23 protein-coding genes are annotated in these 23,160 nt (G+C 68.8%); 8 read left to right on the forward strand and 15 right to left on the reverse strand.

Features of this window, described 5'->3' with window-relative positions:
- Positions 1–9: 9 nt before the first annotated feature.
- On the reverse strand, positions 10–792 hold the full coding sequence (locus DDE23_RS15935) for an ion transporter (RefSeq protein WP_107752862.1): 783 nt from the start codon (positions 790–792) through the stop codon (positions 10–12).
- A 2-nt stretch (positions 793–794) separates the two neighbouring features.
- Positions 795–1,595, reverse strand: coding sequence for a FadR/GntR family transcriptional regulator (locus DDE23_RS15940; protein ID WP_107752864.1), 801 nt, complete (start codon positions 1,593–1,595; stop codon positions 795–797).
- A 145-nt stretch (positions 1,596–1,740) separates the two neighbouring features.
- Here DDE23_RS15940 and DDE23_RS15945 point away from each other — a divergent pair, with 145 nt between their 5' ends.
- The 5 genes from DDE23_RS15945 to DDE23_RS15960 all read left to right on the forward strand — a co-directional run bounded on the left by DDE23_RS15945 (position 1,741) and on the right by DDE23_RS15960 (position 7,289).
- Complete coding sequence (locus DDE23_RS15945; protein ID WP_107752866.1) at positions 1,741–2,961, forward strand: aminotransferase class V-fold PLP-dependent enzyme; 1,221 nt, start codon at positions 1,741–1,743, stop codon at positions 2,959–2,961.
- 17 nt (positions 2,962–2,978) lie between these two features.
- Positions 2,979–4,385: a cryptochrome/photolyase family protein gene (locus DDE23_RS15950; RefSeq protein ID WP_107752868.1), complete on the forward strand. Its 1,407-nt coding sequence runs from the start codon at positions 2,979–2,981 to the stop codon at positions 4,383–4,385.
- A gap of 70 nt (positions 4,386–4,455) precedes the next feature.
- Positions 4,456–5,667 (forward strand): SAM-dependent methyltransferase, encoded by a 1,212-nt coding sequence (locus DDE23_RS15955; protein WP_107752870.1) that lies wholly within the window; start codon positions 4,456–4,458, stop codon positions 5,665–5,667.
- 28 nt (positions 5,668–5,695) lie between these two features.
- A complete protein-coding gene (locus DDE23_RS24925) occupies positions 5,696–6,154 on the forward strand; it encodes a TrgA family protein (RefSeq protein WP_133239580.1) in 459 nt (152 codons plus the stop codon).
- Positions 6,144–7,289 (forward strand): NUDIX domain-containing protein, encoded by a 1,146-nt coding sequence (locus DDE23_RS15960; RefSeq protein WP_170121876.1) that lies wholly within the window; start codon positions 6,144–6,146, stop codon positions 7,287–7,289. The genes DDE23_RS24925 and DDE23_RS15960 overlap by 11 nt, the downstream gene beginning before the upstream one ends.
- Here the strand turns inward: DDE23_RS15960 and DDE23_RS15965 are convergent.
- The 3 genes from DDE23_RS15965 to DDE23_RS15975 are packed head-to-tail and all read right to left on the reverse strand — an operon-like array spanning position 7,277 to position 10,643.
- The gene (locus DDE23_RS15965) at positions 7,277–8,479 is read right to left on the reverse strand and encodes a multidrug effflux MFS transporter (RefSeq protein WP_107752874.1); all 1,203 of its coding nucleotides are present in this window, start codon (positions 8,477–8,479) and stop codon (positions 7,277–7,279) included. The two genes, DDE23_RS15960 and DDE23_RS15965, sit on opposite strands and share 13 nt — an antisense overlap.
- Positions 8,476–9,114 carry a DsbA family oxidoreductase gene (locus tag DDE23_RS15970; RefSeq protein ID WP_107752876.1) on the reverse strand — a complete coding sequence of 213 codons (639 nt, stop codon included), beginning with the start codon at positions 9,112–9,114 and terminating at the stop codon, positions 8,476–8,478. The genes DDE23_RS15965 and DDE23_RS15970 overlap by 4 nt, the downstream gene beginning before the upstream one ends.
- Entirely contained in the window at positions 9,111–10,643 is a 1,533-nt protein-coding gene (locus DDE23_RS15975) for a class I adenylate-forming enzyme family protein (RefSeq protein ID WP_107752878.1), read from the reverse strand. The genes DDE23_RS15970 and DDE23_RS15975 overlap by 4 nt, the downstream gene beginning before the upstream one ends.
- A 122-nt stretch (positions 10,644–10,765) precedes the next feature.
- Between DDE23_RS15975 and DDE23_RS15980 the strand changes: the two genes are divergently transcribed.
- Entirely contained in the window at positions 10,766–11,389 is a 624-nt protein-coding gene (locus tag DDE23_RS15980; RefSeq protein WP_107752880.1) for a helix-turn-helix domain-containing protein, read from the forward strand.
- 17 nt (positions 11,390–11,406) lie between these two features.
- Here DDE23_RS15980 and DDE23_RS15985 read toward each other — a convergent pair whose 3' ends face one another.
- Positions 11,407–11,529 (reverse strand): entericidin EcnA/B family protein, encoded by a 123-nt coding sequence (locus tag DDE23_RS15985; protein WP_107752882.1) that lies wholly within the window; start codon positions 11,527–11,529, stop codon positions 11,407–11,409.
- Complete coding sequence (locus DDE23_RS15990; RefSeq protein WP_337589837.1) at positions 11,526–13,361, reverse strand: extracellular solute-binding protein; 1,836 nt, start codon at positions 13,359–13,361, stop codon at positions 11,526–11,528. The genes DDE23_RS15985 and DDE23_RS15990 overlap by 4 nt, the downstream gene beginning before the upstream one ends.
- Before the next feature lie 249 nt (positions 13,362–13,610).
- On the opposite strand from DDE23_RS15990, the gene DDE23_RS15995 reads away from it, so the two are divergent.
- Together DDE23_RS15995 and DDE23_RS16000 are read left to right on the forward strand one after the other, a co-directional pair.
- The gene (locus DDE23_RS15995) at positions 13,611–14,393 is read left to right on the forward strand and encodes a 3-hydroxybutyrate dehydrogenase (protein WP_107752884.1); all 783 of its coding nucleotides are present in this window, start codon (positions 13,611–13,613) and stop codon (positions 14,391–14,393) included.
- Between the two features lie 68 nt (positions 14,394–14,461).
- Complete coding sequence (locus DDE23_RS16000; protein ID WP_107753004.1) at positions 14,462–15,502, forward strand: patatin-like phospholipase family protein; 1,041 nt, start codon at positions 14,462–14,464, stop codon at positions 15,500–15,502.
- Here the strand turns inward: DDE23_RS16000 and DDE23_RS16005 are convergent.
- The 8 genes from DDE23_RS16005 to DDE23_RS16040 all read right to left on the reverse strand — a co-directional run bounded on the left by DDE23_RS16005 (position 15,495) and on the right by DDE23_RS16040 (position 23,160).
- Positions 15,495–16,202, reverse strand: a complete 708-nt coding sequence (locus DDE23_RS16005; protein WP_107752886.1) for a DUF502 domain-containing protein — start codon at positions 16,200–16,202, stop codon at positions 15,495–15,497. The genes DDE23_RS16000 and DDE23_RS16005 overlap by 8 nt on opposite strands.
- Before the next feature lie 126 nt (positions 16,203–16,328).
- A complete protein-coding gene (locus DDE23_RS16010; RefSeq protein WP_107752887.1) occupies positions 16,329–17,225 on the reverse strand; it encodes a pseudouridine-5'-phosphate glycosidase in 897 nt (298 codons plus the stop codon).
- Positions 17,222–18,115, reverse strand: coding sequence for a PfkB family carbohydrate kinase (locus DDE23_RS16015; RefSeq protein WP_107752889.1), 894 nt, complete (start codon positions 18,113–18,115; stop codon positions 17,222–17,224). The genes DDE23_RS16010 and DDE23_RS16015 overlap by 4 nt, the downstream gene beginning before the upstream one ends.
- Positions 18,116–18,123: 8 nt before the next feature.
- On the reverse strand, positions 18,124–18,750 hold the full coding sequence (locus DDE23_RS16020) for a class I SAM-dependent DNA methyltransferase (protein WP_107752891.1): 627 nt from the start codon (positions 18,748–18,750) through the stop codon (positions 18,124–18,126).
- A gap of 45 nt (positions 18,751–18,795) precedes the next feature.
- The gene (locus DDE23_RS16025) at positions 18,796–20,847 is read right to left on the reverse strand and encodes a glycosyltransferase family 32 protein (protein ID WP_107752893.1); all 2,052 of its coding nucleotides are present in this window, start codon (positions 20,845–20,847) and stop codon (positions 18,796–18,798) included.
- A 2-nt stretch (positions 20,848–20,849) separates the two neighbouring features.
- Positions 20,850–21,617 (reverse strand): sulfotransferase domain-containing protein, encoded by a 768-nt coding sequence (locus DDE23_RS16030; RefSeq protein WP_107752895.1) that lies wholly within the window; start codon positions 21,615–21,617, stop codon positions 20,850–20,852.
- Positions 21,614–22,402, reverse strand: coding sequence for a sulfotransferase family protein (locus DDE23_RS16035; RefSeq protein ID WP_107752897.1), 789 nt, complete (start codon positions 22,400–22,402; stop codon positions 21,614–21,616). Before DDE23_RS16035 ends, DDE23_RS16030 begins: the two co-directional genes overlap by 4 nt.
- Complete coding sequence (locus tag DDE23_RS16040) at positions 22,399–23,160, reverse strand: hypothetical protein (RefSeq protein WP_107752899.1); 762 nt, start codon at positions 23,158–23,160, stop codon at positions 22,399–22,401. The genes DDE23_RS16035 and DDE23_RS16040 overlap by 4 nt, the downstream gene beginning before the upstream one ends.

Consider the following 23,160-nt stretch of genomic DNA (forward strand, 5'->3'; position numbering starts at 1 on the left):
TCTGCGGGGTCACTCGCGTCCGTGGGGATGCTCGTGCAGCCGGTCCTCGCGCGCGCGGCGGATCGCGTCGGAAAAGGCCCCGGCCAGAACGCCGGTGGGCAGGGCGATGATGCCGATGCCGCAGAGCGCCGTGATGGCCGAGAGGAACCGCCCCAGCGGCGTGATCGGCACCACATCGCCATAGCCCACGGTGGTCAGCGTCTCGACCGCCCACCACATGGCGCGGGGGATGGAGCCGAAGCCTTCGGGCTGGGCCTCGCGCTCGACCAGATAGAGCAGGGTGGCCGCGCCCAGCATCAGGCCGAGGGCCAGCATGGCGCTGAGCAACAGCTCCGTCCCGCGCGAGCGGAAGGCGTCGAACAGCAGGTTCAGCGCCCGCGAATAGCGCCCGAGCCGGGCCAGCCGCAGGATCCGGGTCAGCTGCAACAGCCGGAACACCGAGGCCTCGAGCCCCAGAAAGGGCGTGACGAAGGTCACCAGCACCACCAGGTCCAGCAAGGCCGCCGGGGTGCGGACGAAGCGCCAGAGGCTGGTGTATTTCGGGTTCAGCGGCGCGACCCAGAGCCTGAGCGCGTATTCGGCGGCGAAGAACAGGAAGAGGCCGATCTTCAGCGCCTCCATCAGCCAGCCGTAATGGCGGATCACATGGATCTCGGTCTCCAGCACGGCGATGACGATCAAGCCGATGATCCCGGTCACGACCAGCCGGTTGAAGGGCGACAAGCCCGGTTGCACCCTCATCTCGGGGTCGATGGCAGCCGATACGCGATGACGCAGCGACGCGAGGTCCATGGCTACTCGGAGAGCGGGTTCAGTCGTTGCACGGGCGGCAGGCGGAGGTCGCGCATCCTCGGCGGGCGCTCGACCGGCTGGGCCTCGCCCTCGCCGGCCCCGGCGCGGTCGGATTCGAAGCTCCACAGCTCCATCAAGGCGGCCCTCGTGTCATCGGCGCGCCCCCCGGCGATGCCATTGGCGATGCGCACGTGATAGGAGAGAAAGCGCGCCCGGATCCGCGTGGCATAGCCGGTCTGCGGCGTCACGGCGAATTCGGCCTCGATCAGCCCCTGGGCCACCATCGCCATCGCCGGATTGCCCGAGGCCACTGCCAGCGCCAGATTCATCCGCCGCATGGAGGCGACGAAATCGCTGTCGGGGATGGAGAAATCGGATTGCAGGTCGATCTCGGCCCTGAGGTCGGCGATATCGGCCTTGCGCAAAACGGCGAGTTCAGCACAGCCCAGCTGCAGCTGGATCCGCGCCTCGGTCAGCAGGGGGCGATGGGCATTGTCCTCGGCCCGGGTCGACAGGGCGATCAGCGTGGCGATCTGTTCGCCCGCCACGGCGGCGCTGGGTTGGGTGACGAAAGCGCCACCCCCCGCACCGCGCCGCGCCGCGATCAGGCCCCGCGCGGTCAACCGGCCCAGAGCCTCGCGCAGGGTCGGGCGCGAGACCTTGAAATGCGCGCAGAGGTCGGCCTCGGACGGCAGGCGGTCGCCCGGCCCATAATGTCCCGAAAGAATGTTCTCCTGAAGAAGCGTGGCAATCGCACTGGCCCGGTCGGGCGCCCGTCCTTCAGGGGCCGATGTGCTGCTCATCGCCTCAACCCACTGTCTTTGTGTTCTTTTTAATGTCTGTCAATCAGGATGGCAGGTCCGGCGAGTCGTGTCAATCGCGGGCCGGTCTGGCGGGGGGCGAGCCGGCGGTCTAGGGTCGCGGAAACCACAGTGAGGGGGGATTCGGATGCAGCTGGACCTTGATTTCGTGCGCGCGCAGTTTCCGGCTTTCGCCGAACCCTCGCTTCAGGGGCAGGCGTTTTTCGAGAATGCGGGCGGCTCTTACGCCTGCAAGCCGGTGATCGACCGCCTCACGCGCTTTTATCACCAGCGCAAGGTCCAGCCCTATCACCCGTTCGAGGCATCGCGCCTGGGCGGCGCGGAGATGGACGAGGCGCGCACCCGGCTCGCCGCGATGATGGGGATCGCCACGGACGAACTCAGCTTCGGCCCCTCGACCACCGCCAATACCTATGTGCTGGCCCAGGCCTTTCGCCAGCACCTGAAACCGGGCGAGGCGATCGTGGTCACCAATCAGGACCACGAGGCCAATACCGGCCCCTGGCGGCGGCTCGCGGACAGCGGGATCGAGGTGCGCGAATGGCAGATCGACCCGGTGACCGGCCATCTGCCGCTGGACCGGCTGCCGAAGCTGCTGGCCGGCGCGCGGCTTCTGTGTTTCCCGCATTGTTCCAACGTGGTGGGCGAGGTCAATCCGGTGGCCGAGATCACCGCCATGGCCCATGAAGCGGGCGCAATGGTCTGCGTCGATGGCGTCAGCTACGCGCCGCACGGCCTGCCGGATGTGGCGGCGCTGGGGGCGGATATCTACCTCTTTTCCGCCTACAAGACCTATGGCCCGCATCAGGGGATCATGGCGATCCGCCGCGCGCCGGGGATGGCGCTGCCCAATCAGGGGCATGTCTTCAACGGCGAGGTTCTCTACAAGCGCTTCACCCCGGCCGGGCCCGACCATGCCCAGGTCGCGGCCTGCGCCGGGCTGGCCGATTACATCGAGGGGCTGGCGGATCACCATGGTGGCGCCGGGCTCGACCCGCGCGGCAAGGCGGCGCTGGCCCATGACCTGATGCGCGCGCAGGAAACCGCGCTGCTGCAGCCGCTCCTCGATTATCTGAGCAGCCGCAACGAGGTACGGCTTCTGGGGCCGCGCCGGGCCGAGGGGCGCGCCCCCACCGTGGCGGTGCAGGTCGAGGCGCCGGCCGGCGATCTGGCGGCGCGGCTGTCGCGGCACGGGATCATGGCCGGGGCCGGGGATTTCTACGCGCTGCGCGCCTTGAAGGCGCAGGGGATTGACCCCGCGCAGGGCGTCCTGCGGCTGAGTTTCGTGCATTACACCTCCCGGGCCGAGGTTGACCAACTGATCGGGGCGCTAGATCGGGAGCTGTAACGCCCCTCCGAGGTTCCATGTCCCAGACGCCCCTGATCCTGTGGTTCCGCCGCGACCTGCGGCTGGACGACCATCCCATGCTGTCCGCCGCAGCCGCCACCGGGCGGCCGCTGCTGCCGGTCTTCATTGCCGACCGCTCGGTCACCGAAATCGGCGCCGCCGCCCGCTGGCGCTGGGGCGAGGCGGTGGCGAGTTTTGCCGGGCGGCTGACGGGGCAGGGCTCGCGGCTGATCCTGCGGCGCGGCGCGGCGCTGCCGGTGCTGCTGTCGCTGGCCGAGGAGATCGGCGCCGGGGGTGTCTGGTGGACACGGCTCTACGATCCCTTCTCGCGCGAGCGGGATGCCGACATCAAGGAAACCCTGAAATCCAAAGGGTTTGAGGCGCGTTCCTTCCACGGCCACACCCTGGTCGAGCCTTGGGAAATCGCCACCGGCCAAGGCGATCCCTACAAGGTCTACACGCCCTTCTGGAAGGCCCTGTCTGCCCGTGACGTGGCCGAGGCGCTGCCCGCACCCAAGGCGCTCAGGGCGCCCGAGACATGGCCCGGCAGCGAGGATCTGGCCGGGTGGACGCTGGGCGCGGCGATGAACCGGGGGGCGCCGGTGCTGGCGCGCTACGCGGTGATAGGCGAGGAAGCGGCCCGCAAGCGGTTGGACTCGTTTCTGAAATCCAAAGTCGAGGGCTACCGGGAGGACCGCGACTTCCCGGCTCTTGACGCGGTTTCGGGTCTGTCAGAGAACCTGACCTATGGCGAGATCGGCCCGCGCCGCATCTGGCATGCCGCCCTGCCGCTGGCGGGCGACGGCGCCACGCATTTCCGCAAGGAACTGGTCTGGCGCGACTTCGCCCATCATCTGATGTACCATTTCCCGCATCTTCTGGACGCGAACTGGCGCCCGGAATGGAATGATTTTTCTTGGAAAATCGACAACGCCGATGCCGAGCGCTGGCGCCGCGGCCTGACCGGCGAGCCGATCGTCGATGCCGGGCTCCGGCAGATGTTCGTGACCGGCACCATGCATAATCGGGTGCGGATGATCGTCGCCAGCTATCTGACCAAGCATCTGATGACGCACTGGAAAGTCGGCCTCGACTGGTTCGCGGACTGCCTGACGGACTGGGACCCGGCCTCGAACGCGATGGGCTGGCAATGGGTGGCGGGATCGGGGCCGGATGCGGCGCCCTATTTCCGGGTGTTCAACCCGGCGACGCAGGCGGAAAAGTTCGACCAGAAGGGGGTTTACCGTAAGACCTTCATCGCCGAACTCAGCCGCAATCCGGGGCCCGAGGCGCTGGCCTATTTCGAGGCGGTGCCGCGGTCCTGGGGCCTCGACCCCGCCAGGGCCTATCCCGAGCGGATGGTCGATCTGGCCCGGGGTCGCGAGAGGGCGCTCGCGGCCTATGCCGCGCTGAAGAAGACGTAAATTTCTTTTTGCACGAAGATCCAAGCGGATTAGTCTGTCGTAAAAGGCAAAAGAGCCGACGGGGACGCGCATGGATCATCTGATTTCGACCGAGGGACAGGGCGGGCTGCCGCGCTATTTCAAACCGGTCTTCGCCCAGCTGGGCCGCATGGGGCGGGGCCGGCTGGACGTGATCCTGCCCGATGGCCGCCGCTTTCGCGCCCAGGGCCAGAAGCCGGGCCTCGCCGCCGAGATCACCGTGCACAACGCCGATGCCTTCGCCCGGCTGATCCGCGAGGGCGAGCTGGGCTTTGCCGATGCCTATCTCGAGGGCTGGTGGTCCACACCCGATCTGCAGGCACTGATGGATGTCATCTTCCACGACAACCCGGCGCTGCTGGATGAATTCACCGGCATGGCGCTGGTGCGCGCCTATGAACGGGCGCGGCATTGGCTGCGCGGAAATTCGCGGGCCCAGGCCAAGAAGAACATCGCCTATCACTATGATTTAGGGAATGAATTCTACCGTCTGTGGCTCGATGACAGCATGACCTATTCCTCGGCCCTGTTCCGCAGCGGGCAAGAGAGCCTGGAACGCGCGCAGGAGCAGAAATACGCCGCGCTGGTGGATTCGCTGGGGGTGAAACCGGGCGATCACGTGCTGGAAATCGGCTGCGGCTGGGGCGGGTTCGCTGAATATGCCGCCGGTCAGCGGGGGCTGAAGGTGACGGGCCTGACCATCAGCCAGGCGCAGCACGATTTCGCGGTGGAGCGGATGGCGCGCGCGGGGCTGGCCGACCGGGTGGAGATCAAGCTGCAGGATTACCGCGACGAGCGGGGCCGCTACGACGGCATCGCCTCGATCGAGATGTTCGAGGCGGTGGGCGAGAAATACTGGCCCGCCTATTTCGAAACATTGCGCGAGCGGCTGAAAGCGGGTGCCAAGGCGACGATCCAGGTCATCACCGTGCCCAATGAACGCTTTCCAACCTACCGGAAAAACGTGGATTTCATCCAGAAGTACATCTTTCCGGGCGGCATGCTGATCTCGCCCGCGCGCTTTGCCGCCGAGGCGCAGAAGGCGGGGTTGGGCTGGCTCGACTCGCTCGAATTCGGCGAGAGCTATTCGCTGACCCTGCGGCGCTGGCACGATTCCTTTACCGGGGCATGGGACCGTATCCAGACCCTGGGCTATGACGAACGCTTCCGGCGGATGTGGGACTTCTACCTGACCTCTTGCGCCGGGGCGTTCCACACGGGTATCTGTGACGTGACCCAGATAACCCTGCGCCGGCCGGCCTGATCCCGGCGGCCTTTGCCGAGGAGCGGCGATGTTCACGCTGATCCGGCCCGTGGCCGCCATCCTGTTGGCAATCTTCGCCTTTTACGCGGCGAAAGCCTATGAGCCGCTCTATGATCCGCAGGCGGTGATGGGGAATTTCGCGCTCTGGACCGCCGGGGTGGGCGGCGTCACCGGCTGGGTGTTCCTGGGCGGCAGGCTGGACCGCAGGCTGTGGTTCTCGCTTTACGTGGGTGTGCAGGCGGTGGTGCTGACGGCGCTGTTCACGGCGATGCTCATGGGCGTGCGCGAGGTGTTCATCCTGGGCTATCGCCGCCGTTACCCGGAGGTGATGGACGCGCTGACCGGCTATTTCGACATCCTCGTCGGCTGGTTCGGCAAGGCGATGGTGCAGGAATACCTGCTCCTGCTGGGCGGGGGCGGTCTGGCGCTGGGGCTGGTCCTGCATGTCATTAACCGCGGCATGGAGCGTCGCAGGAATGACCGATAAGCCGCTGTTTCTGTTCGGAACCCTGCGCTATCCGCCGGTTCTGGAAGCGGTCGCGGGCGTCCGGCTTGACTATGAACCCGCCACGCTTTCCGACCATGCCGTGACCGAAGCGCAGGCGCCGGGCGGCGGCACGCTGCATTTCCCGCTGCTGGTGGCGCGGCCGGGGGCCGAAGCGCCGGGCGCGCTGATCCGGCCGGGGGCGGCGGCGCGGGCGGCGCTCGACCTCTATGAGCGGATCTTCGAGTATCATCCGGTGCAGGTGATCGCGCAGACAGCCGGGGGACCGGTCGAGGCCTTGCTCTATCAGACCGCGGATGAGCATTGGCTGCCCGGACCGGACTGGTCGCTCGACGCCTGGGCAGCCGCGCATGGCGGGCTGGCGGCCGAGGTCGCGGCCGAGGTCATGGCGCTGTCGCGCGAGCATCCGGCTGCGGTGTTGCGGCGGCGCTACCCCTTGCTGGCCGGGCATGTGGCCAGCCGTCGCCGGGCCCGAAACGACGCCGCGCCCGCGACGCGGCGCCGCGCTGCCCGGCCCGGGGATGTCACGGTCGAGGAGCGCCGGACGCCCTATGCCATGGTCTTCGCGGTCGAGGAGAACCGCGTGCGGTTTCGCCATCACGACGGCACCGACAGCGCCCCGGTCGAGCGGGCGGCGTTTGTGCTGACCGATGCGGTGACGCTGCTGCCCTATGACCCGACGCGCGACCTCGTGCTGCTGGTCGAACAATTCCGCTTCGCGCCTTTCGTGCGCGACGACGCGAACCCCTGGACGCTGGAGGCCATCGCCGGGCGGATCGACGCGGGCGAGACGCCGGAAGCCGCCGCGCGGCGCGAGGCGGCCGAGGAAGCCGGGCTGGAGATCCGCGCGCTGCATCGCGTGGCGCGTTATTACTCAAGCCCCGGCGCGGTGGCCGAGTTCCTCTACAGCTATCTGGCGCTGGTCGACCTGCCCGAGGGGGCGGAGGGCATCCATGGCCTGCCATCCGAGCACGAGGATATCCGCACCCACCTCATCCCCTTCGCCGAGGCGATGGCGATGCTGGAGACGGGCGAGATCGCCAACGGGCCGCTGGTGATCTCGCTGCAATGGCTGGCGCTGAACCGGGCGCGGCTGCGCGGCGCTCAGTCGGCGTAGCGCCGCGCGGCCAGCATCGCGGCGCCCGAAGCCAGCAGACAGCCCAGCACGCTGGCCGCCAGCGGCACCGGCGTGCCATTGGCCAAGAGCGTGAGCCCGGCCGCCAGCACCGCCGCCACGACGGTGGAGACGCCGCCGATCACCGAAGCGGCCATGCCCGCGACATGGCCCATCGGCTCCAGCGCCAGCGCGTTCATGTTGCCGATCAGGAAGCCCAGCGACAGGAATTGCAGGGCCATGAAGGTGATGAAAAGCCCGAAACCGGCCAGCGGCAGATCCAGCGCGAAGCCCAGCAGCGTCACGGCGACCATGGCGATCTGCACGCTGAGCGCGATACCGATCAGCCGCCGCATGCCCAGCCGCACGACCAGTTTGGCGTTGATAAGGCTGGTGGTGCCCGAAAGCAGCGCCACCAGCGCGAACCAGGCGGGGAATTGGTCGAGGCGGCCGAAGCTCTGGTCGAAGATCGCGGCGACAGCGCTGAGCCAGGTCAGCATGGTGGCGAAGACGAAGGTCAGCGCCATCAGGTAAAGCCGCACGCGGGCATGCGACAGCACCGTCACCAGCGCCCGCCAAAGCGGGCCCAGCGCCAGCGGGCGGCGGTTCTCGGGGGCCAGCGTCTCGGGCTGGCGCAGGGCCATCCACAGGAACGAGACGATGCCGAAGGCGATGAAGCTCCAGAAGATCGCGCGCCAGCCGAAGAGGGCGCCCAGTTCCGCGCCCATATAGGGGGCGACGGCGGGAAACAGGGTGAAGATGGTCATCCCGAAGGAGATGACGCGCGCCATCTGCCGCCCGGAATAGAGGTCGCGCACCAGGGCCTGGGCCACGACGCGCGGCGCGGCGCAGCCGACGCCATGCACGAAGCGGGCGACCAGCAGCATGGTCAGGTCGTTCGAGACGGCGGCCACACCGGCCGCGACCATATAGAGGGTGATGCCGCCCAGGATCACCGATTTCCGCCCCAGCGCATCGCTGAGCGGCCCCATGACGAAAGTGCCGAGGCCGAGGCCGAACATGAAGACGGTGATGACCAGCTGGGCGTTTTCCGGCGTGGCGGGGGCGAGTTCCCGGCCGATCGGGTCCAGAAGCGGCAGCATGGCATCGACCGAATAGGCGACGGTCGCCATCAGCAGCGCCAAGAGCGCGATGAATTCGCCGAACGGAAGCGGCCTTGTCGGGCCGGTCATTGGCTGGCCGCCGTGATCTGGTCGATGACGTCGAGCCAGGTCTCGACCGGCTGGGCGCCCGACAAGACGTATTGCCGTCCCAGCAGGAAGCCCGGCACCCCGCGCAACCCGCGGGCGCGGATATCGGCGTCGCGGGCGCGGATCTCGGCCACGTCGGCGTCGCTGTCCAGCAACCGCGCGGTCATGGCCCGGTCGAGGCCCGCAGCCTCGGCGATGTCCAGCAGCACCTCGCGGTCGCCGATGTCGCGGCCTTCGGCGAAGTTGGCACGGAAAAGGGCGCTGACCACGGCGTGCTGCCGCCCCTCCAGCCCCGCCCAATGGATCAGGCGGTGGGCGTTCAGCGTCGAGGGGTTGCGCTCCATCTTTTCCAACGCCAGCGGCAGGCCGATCTCCTCGCAGGCTTCAAGGATCGGCACATGCAGCTTGGCCACCTGTTCGGGCGGGCCGAACTTGGCTTGCAGGTACTCGCGCCGGTCCATGCCTTCGGGCGGCATGTCGGGGGCCAGCATGAAGGGATGCCATTCGATGATGAACGGATGGTCGGGCCGCTGTTCCAGCGCGCGTTCCAGACGGGCCTTGCCGATATAGCACCAAGGGCAGACGGGGTCGGAGAAGATGTCGAGTTTGGTGCTCATGGGGCTTCGTATCCTTGGCGCAGGGCGCGGCGGTTGATCTTGTTGTTGGCGCCCTTGGGCAGCGCCTCGACCGCGATGAACTGGCGGGGCTGCTTGTAGCGGGCGAGATGCGCCTCGGCATGGGCGGCGAGCGAGGCGCTGCCGGGGGCATCGGCGCCGGGGACATAGTAAAGGGCGAGGATGCTGGTGGTGTCGCTGACCCGTGCCTCGATGGCGGCGGACTCGACGATGCCGGGATGGGCGTTCATCGCTTTCTCGACTTCCAGCGGCGAGACGCGGAAGCCGCCCGCGTTCATCATGTCGTCGTCGCGGCCCAGGTAGCGGATGGCGCCGTCCTCGTCCATGCTGACCGTGTCGCCGGTCAGGAACCATGCGCCCCGGAACTTGGCGGCGGTCTCGGCCTCCTGGCCCCAGTAGCCCAGGAAGAGGCCCGGATCGTCACGCCCCACGGCCATGACCCCGGCCTCGCCGCGCGGGACGGGCTGACCGTCCTCGCCCAGAACCGCGACCTTGCGGCCCCTTTGCGGATAGCCCGAGGCCCCGGCACTGGCCGGGTGCCCGGGCGAGGCGGAGATATAGGTCGAGACTTCGGACATGCCCAGCGCCTCATAGATCGGGGTGCCGGTGGCCTGGGTCCAGGCCTCGCGCGTCTGCTCGGGCAGTTTCTCGCCGGCCGAAAGCCCGTGTCTGAGATGCAGCATCGGCGCCAGGGGCGCGCGCAACATCTGCCGGTAAACCCCCGGGGCGGCAGCGAAAATCGACACGTCGAAGCGTTTGAGCAAGAGCGGCAGCTGCGCGGGCGTGACCCCGGCGCCGGGGATCAGCGCGGTATTGCCGCTGGCCCAGGGATCCATGAGCCCGGTCCCCAGCGTATAGGTCCAGTTGAAGGCGCCCGCATGCAGCAGCCGGGTGCCGGGGGTGAGCCCGTACCAGCCGTCCCACATCATCCGCCGCGCCCAGACGGCGCGATGGGCATGCATCACCGCGCGCGGATTGCCCGAGGTGCCCGAGGTGAAGATCAGATAGGCGAGCCTATCGGGGCTGCCCATCGCCCAGTCGCAGGGCGGATTGTCGCGCCAGCGGTGCAGCGTCTCGGTGGTGATGACCGGCAGCGTGCCGCCCGGCAGCGCGGCATCGGGCAGCGCGATGCCCGGGGCGGCGATCACCGCGGCGGGGGTGATCTGCGCGGCCATGGCGGTGATCTCCTCGGCCGTCAGTTGCGACGAGGTGGGCACCGGCACCAGCCCCACGGCGATGGCGCCGAGGAAGGCGAGCGGGAAATCGACGGTATTGCCCAGCCTGAGCAGCACGCGCTCGCCGGGTTCCAGCCCGGCCCGGAGAAGCCCGGTGCCGATGCCGCGCACGGCCTGTGCCAGCGCGCCATAGGACCAGCGTTCGGCGCCGGTCAGGCTGACGATCTGCAAGGCGATCTTCTCGGGCGTGACCTCGGCCTGGGCCAGCACATAGGCGGCCAGGTTGAAAGGCGCGGGGCAGGGGTCAAAGGGGCTTGAATCGATTAACGCGTGCATGAAATCCAGCTAATCCGGTGGGGCCGCAAGGGCAAGGCCAGAGTGCCCGGCGCGGCGGCGGGTCCTCTCGACAACGCCGAGACAATAGCGCAAAACGCCTTACCCTGAGCAAGGCCACGTTCATGAGCGATCTGACCAACCCCGCCATCATCCGTATCGCCCGTTCCGACGGCGGCGAGGCGCTGGCCGCGCCGATCGACCTTGCCGAACGGGTGCGGACCCTGCGCAAGGACCGTGGCTGGACGCTGGAACAGGCGGCGCAGGCGGCGGGGCTGGCGCGCTCCACGCTGTCGAAGATCGAGAACGGCCAGATGTCGCCCACCTATGACGGGCTGAAGAAACTGGCCGAGGGGCTGGGCATCAGCGTGCCGCAGCTGTTCACCCCGCCTCGCCACGGCTCGCCGGGCGGGCGCATGACCCTCACCAAGGCGGGCGAGGGCGAGGCGCATGTCACCACGACCTATGAGCACGAGCTGCTGGCGGGGGCGCTGACCCGCAAGGCGATGCTGCCCTACCGCGCCACGATCCATGCCCGCCGGTTCGAGGATTTCGACGGCTGGGTGCGCCATGACGGCGAGGAATTCCTCTATGTGCTGACCGGGCAGATCCGGCTTTACACCGAGTTCTACGCCCCCATCGACATGAAACGCGGCGACAGCGCCTATTACGATGCTTCGATGGGTCACAACGTCATCAGCCTCAGCCCCGAGGATGCGACCATCCTCTGGGTGACCTCGCTGGAATAGGGCCGAGGCCGGGGGCGTCAGCGCCCCATCCAGCCCCGCACCACATTGGCGCCGCCCGAGATGTCCTGACCGACGCCCTCGACCGTGTTGCAGGCCGTGAGCGTCAGAAGGGCAAAGGCAATCGCGAAAGCCGTTTTCATTCCTGATACCACCAGACTTCGGGCAGAAAGCCCGTCCAGTCCCCATACATCGGCAAAATGTCGGGAAAGTGCAAGTTGCTCTGCACCGCCATCCGGCTGACCGGCGAAAACCAGAAGGGGATCGCGTAGCGCCCCGCCATCAGCACCCGGTCGAGCGCCCGGACGGCGGCGGTGAAATCCTCATCCGTGGTCGACGTGAGCATGGCGTTGATCATCGCCTCGACCGCCGGGTCATGGACGCCCGCGAAATTGCGGCTGCCGGGGCTGTCGACGCCCTCGGCGCCCCAATAGAGCACCTGCTCGTTGCCGGGGGACAGGGTCATCAGCCTGAGCGAATAGGTCATGTCGAAGTCATAGCGATTGGTCCGCTCGACATATTGAGCGGAATCGATCAGCGCCACGCGGGCCCGGATCCCCAGCGCCTGCAGATCCTCGGCGAAGGCGGCGGCGGTTGACTGGATCTCGGCCTGGCCCTGCAGGAGCAGGATCTCGAAGGTGAAGGCCTGACCCTCGGCGTTCCTGAGGATGCCCTGCGCGTCGGGTTCCCACCCGGCCTCGGCCAGAAGGCGCATCGCCTCGCGCCGGTTGCGCCGGTTGGAGCGCCCGTCGCTGACCGGCAGCGCGTAGCCCTCCAGCGCGCCGGGCGGCAGCTCTTCGGCGAAGGGCGCCAGCAGCTCGGACACGCGCCCCTCGGCCGGGCCCGGGCGCATGCCCAGCACGGAATTGCCGAAATACGAGGCGATGCGCGGCTCGGCGCCGCCGGTCACCACCTGGTTGATGCGTTCGAAGTCGAAGGCCAGCAGCAGCGCCTCGCGCACCCGCCAATCGGCGAAGAGCGCGCGGCGGGTGTTGATGAACAGCCCCGACATGCCCGAGGGGCGCTGATGCGGCACCTCGACCAGCCGGATGCGCCCGTCATGGACGGCGGGAATGTCATAGCTGTCGGCCCAGCGGGCGGCGTTGACCTCGCGCCAGACCGAGATCAGCCCGGCCTTGAAAGCCTCGAACGCCACCGAGAGGTCGCTGTAGTATTCGTAGCGGATCTCGTCCGCGTTCATCTGGCCGCGGTAGAAGGGCAGGTCGGCGGCCCACCAATCGGCGACCCGGCGGAAGGTGACCGAACGGCCGGGATCGACCGCCGAAACCTCGTAGGGCCCCGAGGCGATGACCGGGGTGAGCGAGCTTTCGGCGAAACTCCGCCCACCGGCGCTCACGTCGAATTGAGCCCGCTGCACGATGGGCCGCAGGCCCAGAATGAGGGGCAATTCGCGGTCGGGTTCGGTGAAGGTGAAGCGCAGCGTGCGCTCGCCCACCCGTTCCATCGAGGCGATCTTGGTCCAGGCATTGCGGTAGCGCGGGTGGCCTTCGGTGCCCATCGTCTCGAAGGACCAGATCACATCGTCGAGAGTGACCGGTGAGCCATCCGAGAAGCGCGCGCCCTCGCGCAGGGTGAATTCGACGAAGGAGCGGGACGAATCGGTCCGCAGTGATTCTGCCAGAACCGGGTAGAGGCCGAAGGGCTCGTCATAAGAACGGCCCAGAAGACTCTGAACCGTCAACAGGTTGACTCCCCAGGGGGCGGACCCGCGCAGGATGAACGGGTTGAGCGAATCGAAACTGCCGATTTCGGCGAAAACGAATCGGCCACCCTGCGGGGCCTCCGGATTGGCATAGGGCAGGGACACGAAATCTTGTGGTAGCGCAGGGGTTCCGTACATAGCGATACCGTGACTCTGGCCGTCCTGCGCCAGAACCTGCGGCGCGCCGGCCAGCGCCGACAGCAGTGCTGCAAGCGCGAATCCCGAGGCTCGCAAGGGGAAAAAGAAGGTCATGGGCGAAACAATCCTGGCGTCGCGGAGGGGGTTTCTCTGGGTACTCCCCCGGCTAGGTGCCTGTAAACTTTAAGCTTGGCCCAGTCTGAACAAAGCGCTATAAGTATCTCACTGCTCGATAGGTTTCTTGCCTGTATGAAACCTGCCTCAACGACTGACGCCCGCCTTGCGCGGGCGTTTTTTTTTGTGCCGCGCCCCCCTATATGAGGTCTATGTTGCACATGCAGCATCAGATTCCATGAGGCAATCATGACCGACAAATTTCTCAAAGGCCGCCGCGCCATCGTCACCGGCTCGACCTCGGGCATCGGACACGGGGTGGCCGAGGCGCTGGCCGCCGCGGGCGCCGATGTCGTGCTGAACTCGTTCTCCGATACCGAGGCCGACCACCAGCAGGCCAGCGACATGGCCGCCAAGTTCGGCGTCACCGTGACCTACATCAAGGCCGACATGTCCAAGCCCGAGGAATGCCGCGCCCTAGTCGAAAAGGCCGGTGGCTGCGATATCCTGGTTAACAACGCCGGTATCCAGCACGTCGCCAAGATCGAGGATTTCCCGATCGAGAAGTGGAACGCGATCATCGCGATCAACATGTCCTCGGCCTTCCACACCACCGCGGCGGCGCTGCCCGGGATGTACGACAAGGGCTGGGGCCGGATCGTCAACATCGCCTCGGCGCACGGGCTGCGCGCCTCGCCCTTCAAGGGCGCCTATGTGGCGGCCAAGCATGGGGTGGTCGGCTTCACCAAGGTCACCGCGCTCGAGGCGGCGGGCAAGGGCGTCACCGCCAATGCGATCTGCCCGGGCTATGTGCTGACCCCCTTGGTCGAGGCGCAGATCCCCGACCAGATGAAGACCCACAACATGGACCGCGAGACGGTGATCCGCGAGGTCATGCTGGACCGCCAGCCCTCGCGCCAATTCGCCACCACCGAGGAGATCGGCGGCACGACGGCCTTCCTGTGCTCGGACGCCGCGGCGCAGATCACCGGTACGACGATCAGCGTCGACGGCGGCTGGACCGCCATGTGACGCCCCGGGGCCGGCGCGATGCCGGCCCCGTTCTTATCCGTCTTTCAAGGAATCAGGGCATGACCCGAATGCGACGCATCAACCTCGCGCTGCAAGGCGGCGGGGCGCACGGGGCTTTCACCTGGGGCGTGCTGGACCGGCTGCTGGACGAGGAGGATCTGGAGATCGCGGCGATTTCCGGCACCTCGGCTGGGGCGCTGAACGGCGCGGCCTTCAAGTCCGGCATGGCCCAGGGCGGGCGCGAGGGGGCGCGGGCGACGATGCGCGCGCTCTGGGAGCGGGTCGGACGCGGCGCCTATGACGGCTTGCCAGATGTCCCCGGCCTGCCGCCCACCGCCGAGTGGATGCGGGCCTTCTTCTATCCCTTCGATTATGCCGCGCGGCTGGCCGAGACGGTGATGCCGGTGACCCCCGCCGATATCGCCGCGCAGGTCTTCAGCCCCTACGATTGGGGCCCCTTGTGGAAGAACCCGCTGGAGCCTGCGGTGCTGGCGCTCGATATCGACAATGTCTGCGCGGACGCGGGGCCGCAGCTGTTCGTGGCGGCGACCAATGTGCATACGGGCAAGGTCCGGGTGTTTTCCGGCGCGCAGGTGACGCATCAGGCGCTCCTGGCTTCGGCCTGCCTGCCGACCTTCTTCCGCGCGGTCGAGGTCGCGGGCGAATTCTATTGGGACGGCGGCTATTCGGCCAATCCGGCGCTGCATCCGCTCTATGATCCGGCGCTGCCCGATGACGTGGTGATCGTCTCGCTGAACCCGCAATACCGCCCGGAGGTGCCCCAGACCTCTCAGGAAATCATGAACCGGATCAACGAGGTAAGCTTCAACGCGGCGCTGTTGCGCGATCTGCGCGCCATTGCCTTCGTCAAGCGGCTGATCGCCGAGGGGCATGTGACCAAGGGGGCGATGAAGGATGTGCTGGTGCATTTCATCGCCGACGACCGGCTGATGCGGGAGCTTTCGGTGCGCACCAAGGTCTCGCCCACGCCCGACCTGATCGAGCGGCTGTTCCGGTCTGGACGGCGGGCGGCGGGACGGTTCCTGAGGGCCCATGGTCAGGACCTGAACAAAACCGCGACCGTCGATCTGGCGGCGATGTTCAGCTGATCTCGTCGCGCTTCTTGCGCACCACCTGACCCGGTTTCGCCGGGTCGGGGGCGACGAGGCCCGCCGAGATGATCAGCTTCGCCGCATCCTCGATCGACATGTCCAGCGCGATCACGTCCTTTTCCGGCACGAAGAGCAGGAAGCCCGAGGTCGGGTTCGGCGTGGTCGGCAGGAAGACCGAAATCAGCTTCTCGCCGCCGATCTTCTGGGCGATCTCACCCTTGGTGTCGGTCGAGACGAAGGCCACGGCCCAGAGACCGGGGCGGGGATATTGCACCAGACAGGCCCGGTTGAACGAGGTCGAGCTTTGCGCGAAGACCGTCTCGGCGATCTGCTTCAGCGCATTGTAGATCGAGCGCACGACCGGCATGCGCGAGACCAGATCCTCGCCCCATTGGATCAGGCTGCGGCCGATGAAGCCCTTGGCGAAGAAGCCGACAATCAAGGTAAACAGAAGCGCGATCACCAGCCCGATTCCGGGCAGGCTGATGAGGTCCATATGCGCCAGGTTTTCCGGCAGGAAGCGGCGCAACGTCTCGCGCGGGATCAGCGGAATGACCCGGCTGTCGACGAATTCCACCACCGCGGTGATGAGCCAGATGGTCAGCACCGCGGGCGCGACCACGACAAGACCGGTCAGGAACGAGGCCCGAAGTCCGGCGAAGAACCCGCGGCGATGCGGGCGGGGGGGCGTGGACATGTCAGGCGGTTCGTCACTGGGGCGAGGGGCGTTAACCCCTAAATAGGCAGCGCCCCGAGGCGGCGCAAGGGCCGCTCGGGGCGTCACGAATGTCAGACATAATTCGGGCGGAAAGCGCGTTGAATGTCAGACCAATTCGCGGGCGATCTGCGCCGCCAGCCGGGCGTTGTTCAGCACCAGCGCGATATTGGCGGTCAGCGAGCGGCCCTCGGTCGCGGCAAAGATCCGGTCCAGCAGGAAGGGCGTCACCGCCTTGGCGCTGATGCCCTGCGCCTCGGCCTCGGCCAGCGCGGCCTCGACCACCGGCATGATCTCGGCGCGCGGGATCTCGTCGGCCGCCGGGATCGGGTTGGTGACCAGCTGCCCGCCCTTCAGGCCCAACGCGGCGCGGGTACGGTGGGCGGCGGCGATCTCGGCCGCGGTATCCAGCCGTAGCGGCGCTTTCAGCCCCGAGGCGCGCGACCAGAAGGCGGGCAGCTCGTCCTGACCCACGGCGATGACCGGCACGCCCAGGGTTTCCAGCACTTCCAGCGTCTTCGGCAGATCGAGGATCGCCTTGGCGCCCGCTGCGACCACGGTGACGGCGGTCTGGCCCAGCTCCTGCAGATCGGCCGAGATGTCGAAGCTGAGTTCGGCGCCGCGATGCACGCCGCCGATGCCGCCGGTGGCGAAGACCTTGATCCCGGCCAGTTCGGCGCAGATCATCGTCGCGGCGACGGTGGTGGCGCCGGTGCGGCCGGTGGCGACGCAGACCGCAAGATCGGCGCGCGACAGCTTCATCACGTCCTGCGCCTGACCCAGATGGTCAAGCTGCGCGTCGGTCAGGCCGACGAAGATCTGCCCGTCCAGAACGGCGATGGTGGCGGGCACCGCACCCGCCGCGCGCACCGCGGCCTCGACCGCGCGCGCGGCCTCGACATTCTGCGGGAAGGGCATGCCATGGGTGATGATGGTCGATTCCAGCGCGACCAGCGGCAGGCCCTTGGCGCGGGCCTCGGCAACTTCGGGCGAATAATGGATCATGGGGCAAAGTCCTCGAAGGCGACATAGGCGGCGGCGGCGGCCTGGGCGCGGGTCAGCGCCTCGGTCCGGTCGTGGCCGCGGGTTTCGGCGAAGAGATGGGTGGCCATGAACGTGTCGCCCGCGCCGGTGATGCGACGGGCCTGCACGGGGCGGGCGGCGCAGGTGAGGAGCGGCTGGCCGCGGGCGGCATCGGCGGCGGGATGGGCCCCGTCGGTGACCAGCGCCCGGGCGGCCCCGGCGGCGATCAGCGCCTGCGCGGCCTCGGCGGCGGTGGTAGGGGTGCAGCCGGCGATGAGGCCCGCCTCCTGCCGGTTGACATAGAGCGTGGCGCCGGGGTGGCGCATGACCGGGATCAGCCGTTCGGCCTTGCCGGGGCTGGCGGGCGCGATGCGGAGATCCGCGGCGCGGAACAGGGGCGAGGCGGCAATCTCGGCCAGCAGCGCCTCGGTCAGGTTGCCGTCCACGGCGATCGGGCCGGTCCAGGGCGCCGAAGCGGTGCCGAGGCGCCCGTCCGAGAGCGGTTCGAGGATCGAGGCCCCGGCGGCCTCCAGCGAATGGGCGTCGGCGATGGCGGCGACGAGGCCGGTCGTATCCTCGATGGCCATGTAGCGGTCGGTGGGCAGGTCGGTCCTGAGCGCAAAGCGGGTCTCGACGCCCAGCGCCTCGCAGGCGGCCAGCAGCTCCGTCCCCTCGGTATCGGCGCCGATGGCGCTGAGGACGGCGGGGCGCAGCCCGAAGCGGGCCAGGGTCATGGCGATGTTGAGGGCGACGCCGCCGGGCAGCCGGGTGATATGGCCCGCGACATCGCCGCGCGCGCGCAGCGAGGTATCGGTGCGGCCGATGATGTCCCACAGGACGGAGCCGATGCAGAGGATGTCGGGGCGGGTCACGCGGGGGCTCAGGCTTTGCGGAAGGTGACGATCAGGGCGCGGTCGGCGGCATGCAACGGGTCTTTGCGGGCCGCCCGCTGCCCGTAGATCGCCACCTCGGCGCGGTCAAGCCCGGTGACGGGCAGCGCGGCCAGCGCCGGGCCGAAGCCGAGGCTGTCCCAGACCCCCTGATTGACCGACAGCGCGAAAAGCGCTCCGGGGAGGGCGGCGTCCAGCAGGGGACCGAAGGCCTCGGTCCCGACATGGCCATGGGTGAAGGTGCCGGAGCTGACGATCCCGGCATATCCTTTGCAGGGCAGGGGTTTCGTCACATCGGCGGCGATCAGGGCGCGGTAAAGGCCCTTGGTCCCGGCCCGAGCCAGCATCTCGGCCGAAAGATCGAGCGCATCGACCGGGCCCGCGTGCCCCAGCGCCCGCAGCGCCTGCGTCAGCAGCCCGGTGCCCGCGCCCACGTCCAGCACCGGCCCCGCTGGCGGCGCATGGCGCAGGAAGGCGGCGGCGACTTCGGCGGGCAGGCGGTAATCCATGCCCTGGGCGAAATCCGCGTCATAGCTGTCGGCCCAACCGGCATAGAGGCGGCGGATATCCTCGGCGCCGCTCAGCGCATAGGCGTTGGAAAGGTCTGGCTTTTCCATAGGGCGATTGGACCTTCTGGGCGGCGGTTTGTCCAGCCCCCGCCTTCAGCGCCAATGGCCGGGGCCGCGCTTGTGCGGGAAGGGCAGGTTGGTGGCGATCCGCGCCTCATAGGCGGGCTGCGGCAGGAACCTGAGGCCCGGGGTGTCGCGGGCCTCATTGGCCTCGACCGTCAGGGGGGCGGGGCCGGAATGCCACCAGGGATAGGGCTGGTCGGTGGCGCCGAGTGTCGCGGCGATCCGGTCCTGAAGCCGGGTGAACAGGGGCAGGCCGGGGCGGGCGGCGAGGAAATTGTTGGCGATGGTGGCATGGCCTTCCTCGACCACCAGCACGGCCGCCGCGCCCTCCAGCCAATCATCCAGCGGCGCGCGCGGATATTCGTCGAGATCGGCGAAAAGCCCGCCTTCCCGCGCCATCAGCGCCACGCGGAACAGGTCGGCGCGGGTGGCGGGCTGGGTCAGCCGGTCGAAGAGCCGCGCGAGGTCGGTGTTTGCGGCCAGCCACGCCCGGGCGCTGACCGCGTCGTAAAGCCTCTGGGGATAAAGCCCGGCCCAGGCGCGGAGGCCGCGCTCAAGCGGGGCGGAGCGAGGGCCTTCCCAGTAATGGGCGATGCGGGGCGGGATCGGCGGGCCGTCCAGCGGCCGGAAGACGGGAAGCGCCCGGGCGAAGGCGCGGGCGGCGAGGCCGGGGCCGGGTTGGCCTGTCGCGGCGTCCCGGGCGATCAGGTCGCGCAGATCATCGGGCGGCGGGGCGCCGAGCTGCTCGGTTTTCAGCGCCCGGAAGCGGGTCAGCGCCTCGGCGGCGCCGGCATCGTCGCCTGACAGGAAGGCCACGCGGGCGGCACTCAGCCACAGGCCCATGCGGCCGGGGCTCTGCGCCAGCGCCGGGGCGAGCGCAGCGCGGGCGGCGGGCAGGTCGCGGGCGGCGGCGGCGATCTCGGCCGACCAATAGGCGTGATCGGCGGCAAGCGGCGCGGCCTTGGGGCAGGGGCCAAGGGCCGCCCTCGCCTCGACCAGCGCGCCCTTGCGCAGCAGCGCCTCGGCGCGGCGCAGACGGGTGCGGAAGGCCTCGTCCGGGGGGGCTGGCGCCGCGCGGTCGAGGGCCGTGAGCGCCGCATCGGGCAGGCCAAGCCGCAGAAGCAGCGCGGCGGCGGCGCGGGCGTCGGGCCAGTCGGTCAGGTCGCGGGCGAGGGCGTCCCCCTCCTCGGTCAGCTCGCGCGCCATGAGCCAGAGGCCCTGCAGGATGGCGTTCCGGGGATAGAGGCGCAGCGCGGCCTCGGCCTGCTGGCGCAAAGGGGTGAAATCCGGCTGGTCGGCGGCCGAGATGTCATCCGTCAGCCAGCGCAGGTGCTGGACATGGCGCCGCGCATTCCAGCGCCAGGGGGCGTCCGCCGCGCCCTGCGCGTCGAGCAGGGCGAGGGCGCGTGTGCGATCCTCTGCCTCCAGCGCCAAGCGGATGCGGGCGGCGGCGAGGTCGGGATGGGCGGGCAGGCGGGCGGCGAAACCGTCGAGGGCATCGCGGGCATGGGCGATGTCACGCTCGGCCAGAAAGGTGTCGATCAGCCAGGACCAGAGCGGCGGATGGGCGGGCAGGTCGGCGGCCTCGTTCGTCAGGCGGCGGGCAAGGGCCCCGGCCCCCTCGGCCCGCCAGAGGGCCAGCAGCGACAGGTGCACCCCGCGGGGGCCGGGGACGGGATCGGCGGGCAGATCGCCGAGGATCCGGAGTTCGGCGCGGGTGGCGTGATCCTCGGCGAAGGTCTCGGATGCGGGATCGAGTGCGTCGAGGCAGGTCAGCGCCTCGTCCGTCTGGCCCCGTGCCCAGAGCGCGCGCGCCAGCACGCCATGGCGGCGGCCGGCAGTGGTGACCGCAGCGCGGAGCGGGGCCAGATCGCCCTCGGCCTCGACCGCCAGCCGGGCGAGGTCGATGGACCAGGGCCAGCGCGCCCTGAGCGCGGCCAGATCGACCGGCAGGCCCCAGCCGACCAGCGCCCGGGCCCGGGTCAACGCGGTCTGGTAATCCGCAACCCCGGCCAGATCGCGCCCCGGCGCGGACGGGTCCGGCAGCGGCCCGGTCCAGAGCTGGCGCGCCAGATCCTCCATGCTCAGTCGGCCAGCAGGCGCTCGCCCTCGGCGAAGCGCATGCCGAGTTCGGCCTGCGTTTCCTGCCGGAAGCGCCAGGTGAGGCCTTGCAGGAACATCAGGACCGGGCGGTCGATGGGAAACTTGGCGGATTCCCAGACCCGCGATCCCATCAGCTTTTTCAGCCGCTGCTGGTTGGCGGCCTCGATGTCGAGGTCCAGATCGGCGAAGATGCGGCGCACGCTGCCCTCGCGGTCGGTGTGGAAATCCTCGTAATTCAGGACCGTCAGATCGGGGTAATGGCGCCGCCAGGCCGTCAGGTTGCGCAGGTAATCGCCGTGCTGGGTCAACCGCGCGGCGGTGAGGAAGAAGCGGAAGGTGTCGTCCATGTGCAGCGGCTCGGCGTGGTCCTTGCCGAAGCGCCACAGCATGTGCATGCGGATCGCCGAGACCGCGCGGGCCAGCGGATCGCGCAGGATGTAGATGACCCTGGCGCCGGGGTTGAGCGCCTTGCATTCGGCGATCTGCACGTCGTTCAGGAAGGCGTATTCGGGGGTGAAATCCATGGATTTCAACGCCGGATCCTCGGGCGCCATCAGGGTGCGATACCAGTCCACGCCGCGCTTGTGGTTCCAGTCCCAGAAATGCGCTTCCTTGTTGGTCGAGGTGACCGGGTCGATGTTCGGAAAGACATGGGTGCCGGGATGGGTGCTCAGCACCGAATGCAGCCACGAGGTCGAGCCCTTCTGGCAACCGATGCAGAGGATGTCGGTGATGTTCTCGCGCGTCATGCCAGGCCCTCCAGCAGCGCGTCGCCTTCCTCGAAGGTGATGCCCGTCTCCTTGGTCAGAGCCTCGCGCAGGGGCCACATGGCCCCGGCCAGGAAATGCAGGCAATCGGGCGAGAGCGCGTAGCGCGGCGTGGCCCAGACATGGCGGCGGGCGCGTTCGGTCAGGCTGTCGCGCACGGCCTGGTCCAGCCCCTGCCAGTCGAGCCCGCAATGGGTCAGGATCTTGCGGAACCCGGCCAGGGGATCGGCGCGCAATTCCTCATAATTCAGGACCAGAAGGTCAGGGTAGCGCCGCCGCCAGCGCTTGAGGTTCGCGGCGCAGGCGCCATGGTCCCAGATCCGCGCCCGTTCGCAGCGGTCGAGGAAGGCCTGGTCCATCTCGAGCGAGACCTCCTCGGCTGGCGCGTTCTTGCTGGCCCAGAGCGTGTGCATGCGGATCCCCGAGACGGCGCGGGCCAGCGGATCGCGCAGGATGTAGATGACCCGCGCGCCGGGGTTCAGCGCCTTGCATTCCTCGATCTGGCGGTCGGAGAGAAAGGCGTATTCCGGCGTGACGTCCAGGCTTTTCAGCCGCTCATCCAGCGGCCGCATCAGCACCTTGTACCAATCGGGGCCGCGCTTGTGGTTCCAGTCCCAGTAATGCGCCTCCTTGGTCGACGAGGTGACCGGGTGGAAATCGGGGAAGGCCCAGGTGCCGGGATGGGCCGACAGCGCCTGATGCAGCCACGAGGTCATGGCTCGTTGCGCCCCGATCCCGAGGATATCGGCGGCATTCTCACGGCTCATTCGGTGTCTCCGGTTTCGGCCAGATCGGCCGGAAGTTTCCAGCGGGCGGCATAGCCCGCGCGGTGGTGGCGCAGCGCCTCGGCATCGCCCGCCGCGCGCGCGGCCTCGATGGCCTTGCGGCGGCGGAAAGGGTTGTCTCCGGCGGCGACGGCGGTGTCGAAACAGGCCAGCGCCTCGATCGGGGCCCCGGCCCTGAGGCACAGATCCCCCAGCATGCGCAGGGCAAAGCCGATGCCTTCATGGCGCTCTTCGCCACCCGGCTGCGCGAGAACCGGGCGCAGAAGCGGCACCAGCGCCCGGGCCAGCGCCAGGCCGCGCGACAGGCGATTGAAGTCGAAGACCGGGGTGATGGCACCCGCCAGCTGCCCGGGATCGACCGGCAACGCCCCCGGTTCGCGGGCCAGCTGCGCCTCGAACCGGGCGCCCGCCAGATCGGCCACCTGCCAGGCGCGGAAGAAATCGAGATAGAGGAACAGGCGCAGCGGGTCGTACGCCGCCGCCGCGCGCGGCCAGGCACCGGCATCGCCCAGCGACATCGGCGCCAGCAGCGGATCCTCCGCAAGCGCGCGCGCCAGCGTGGCAAGCCGCTCGGCCTGCGGCGTGGCGGTGCCGCTGTGGTCCTGAAGCCGTCCGTCCGGGGTCAGCGTGGCCAGGCAGCGGAATCTCGAGCGGCGCTGGCTGTCCATGGGCCGCCGTTCGAAGAGGTCGATCCCCGCCTCGCCCCGGACGGCAAATTCGGGCAATTCGTCGTCGAACAT

It is taken from the genome of Pararhodobacter aggregans (assembly GCF_003075525.1).
GTDB classification, from domain to species: domain Bacteria; phylum Pseudomonadota; class Alphaproteobacteria; order Rhodobacterales; family Rhodobacteraceae; genus Pararhodobacter; species Pararhodobacter aggregans.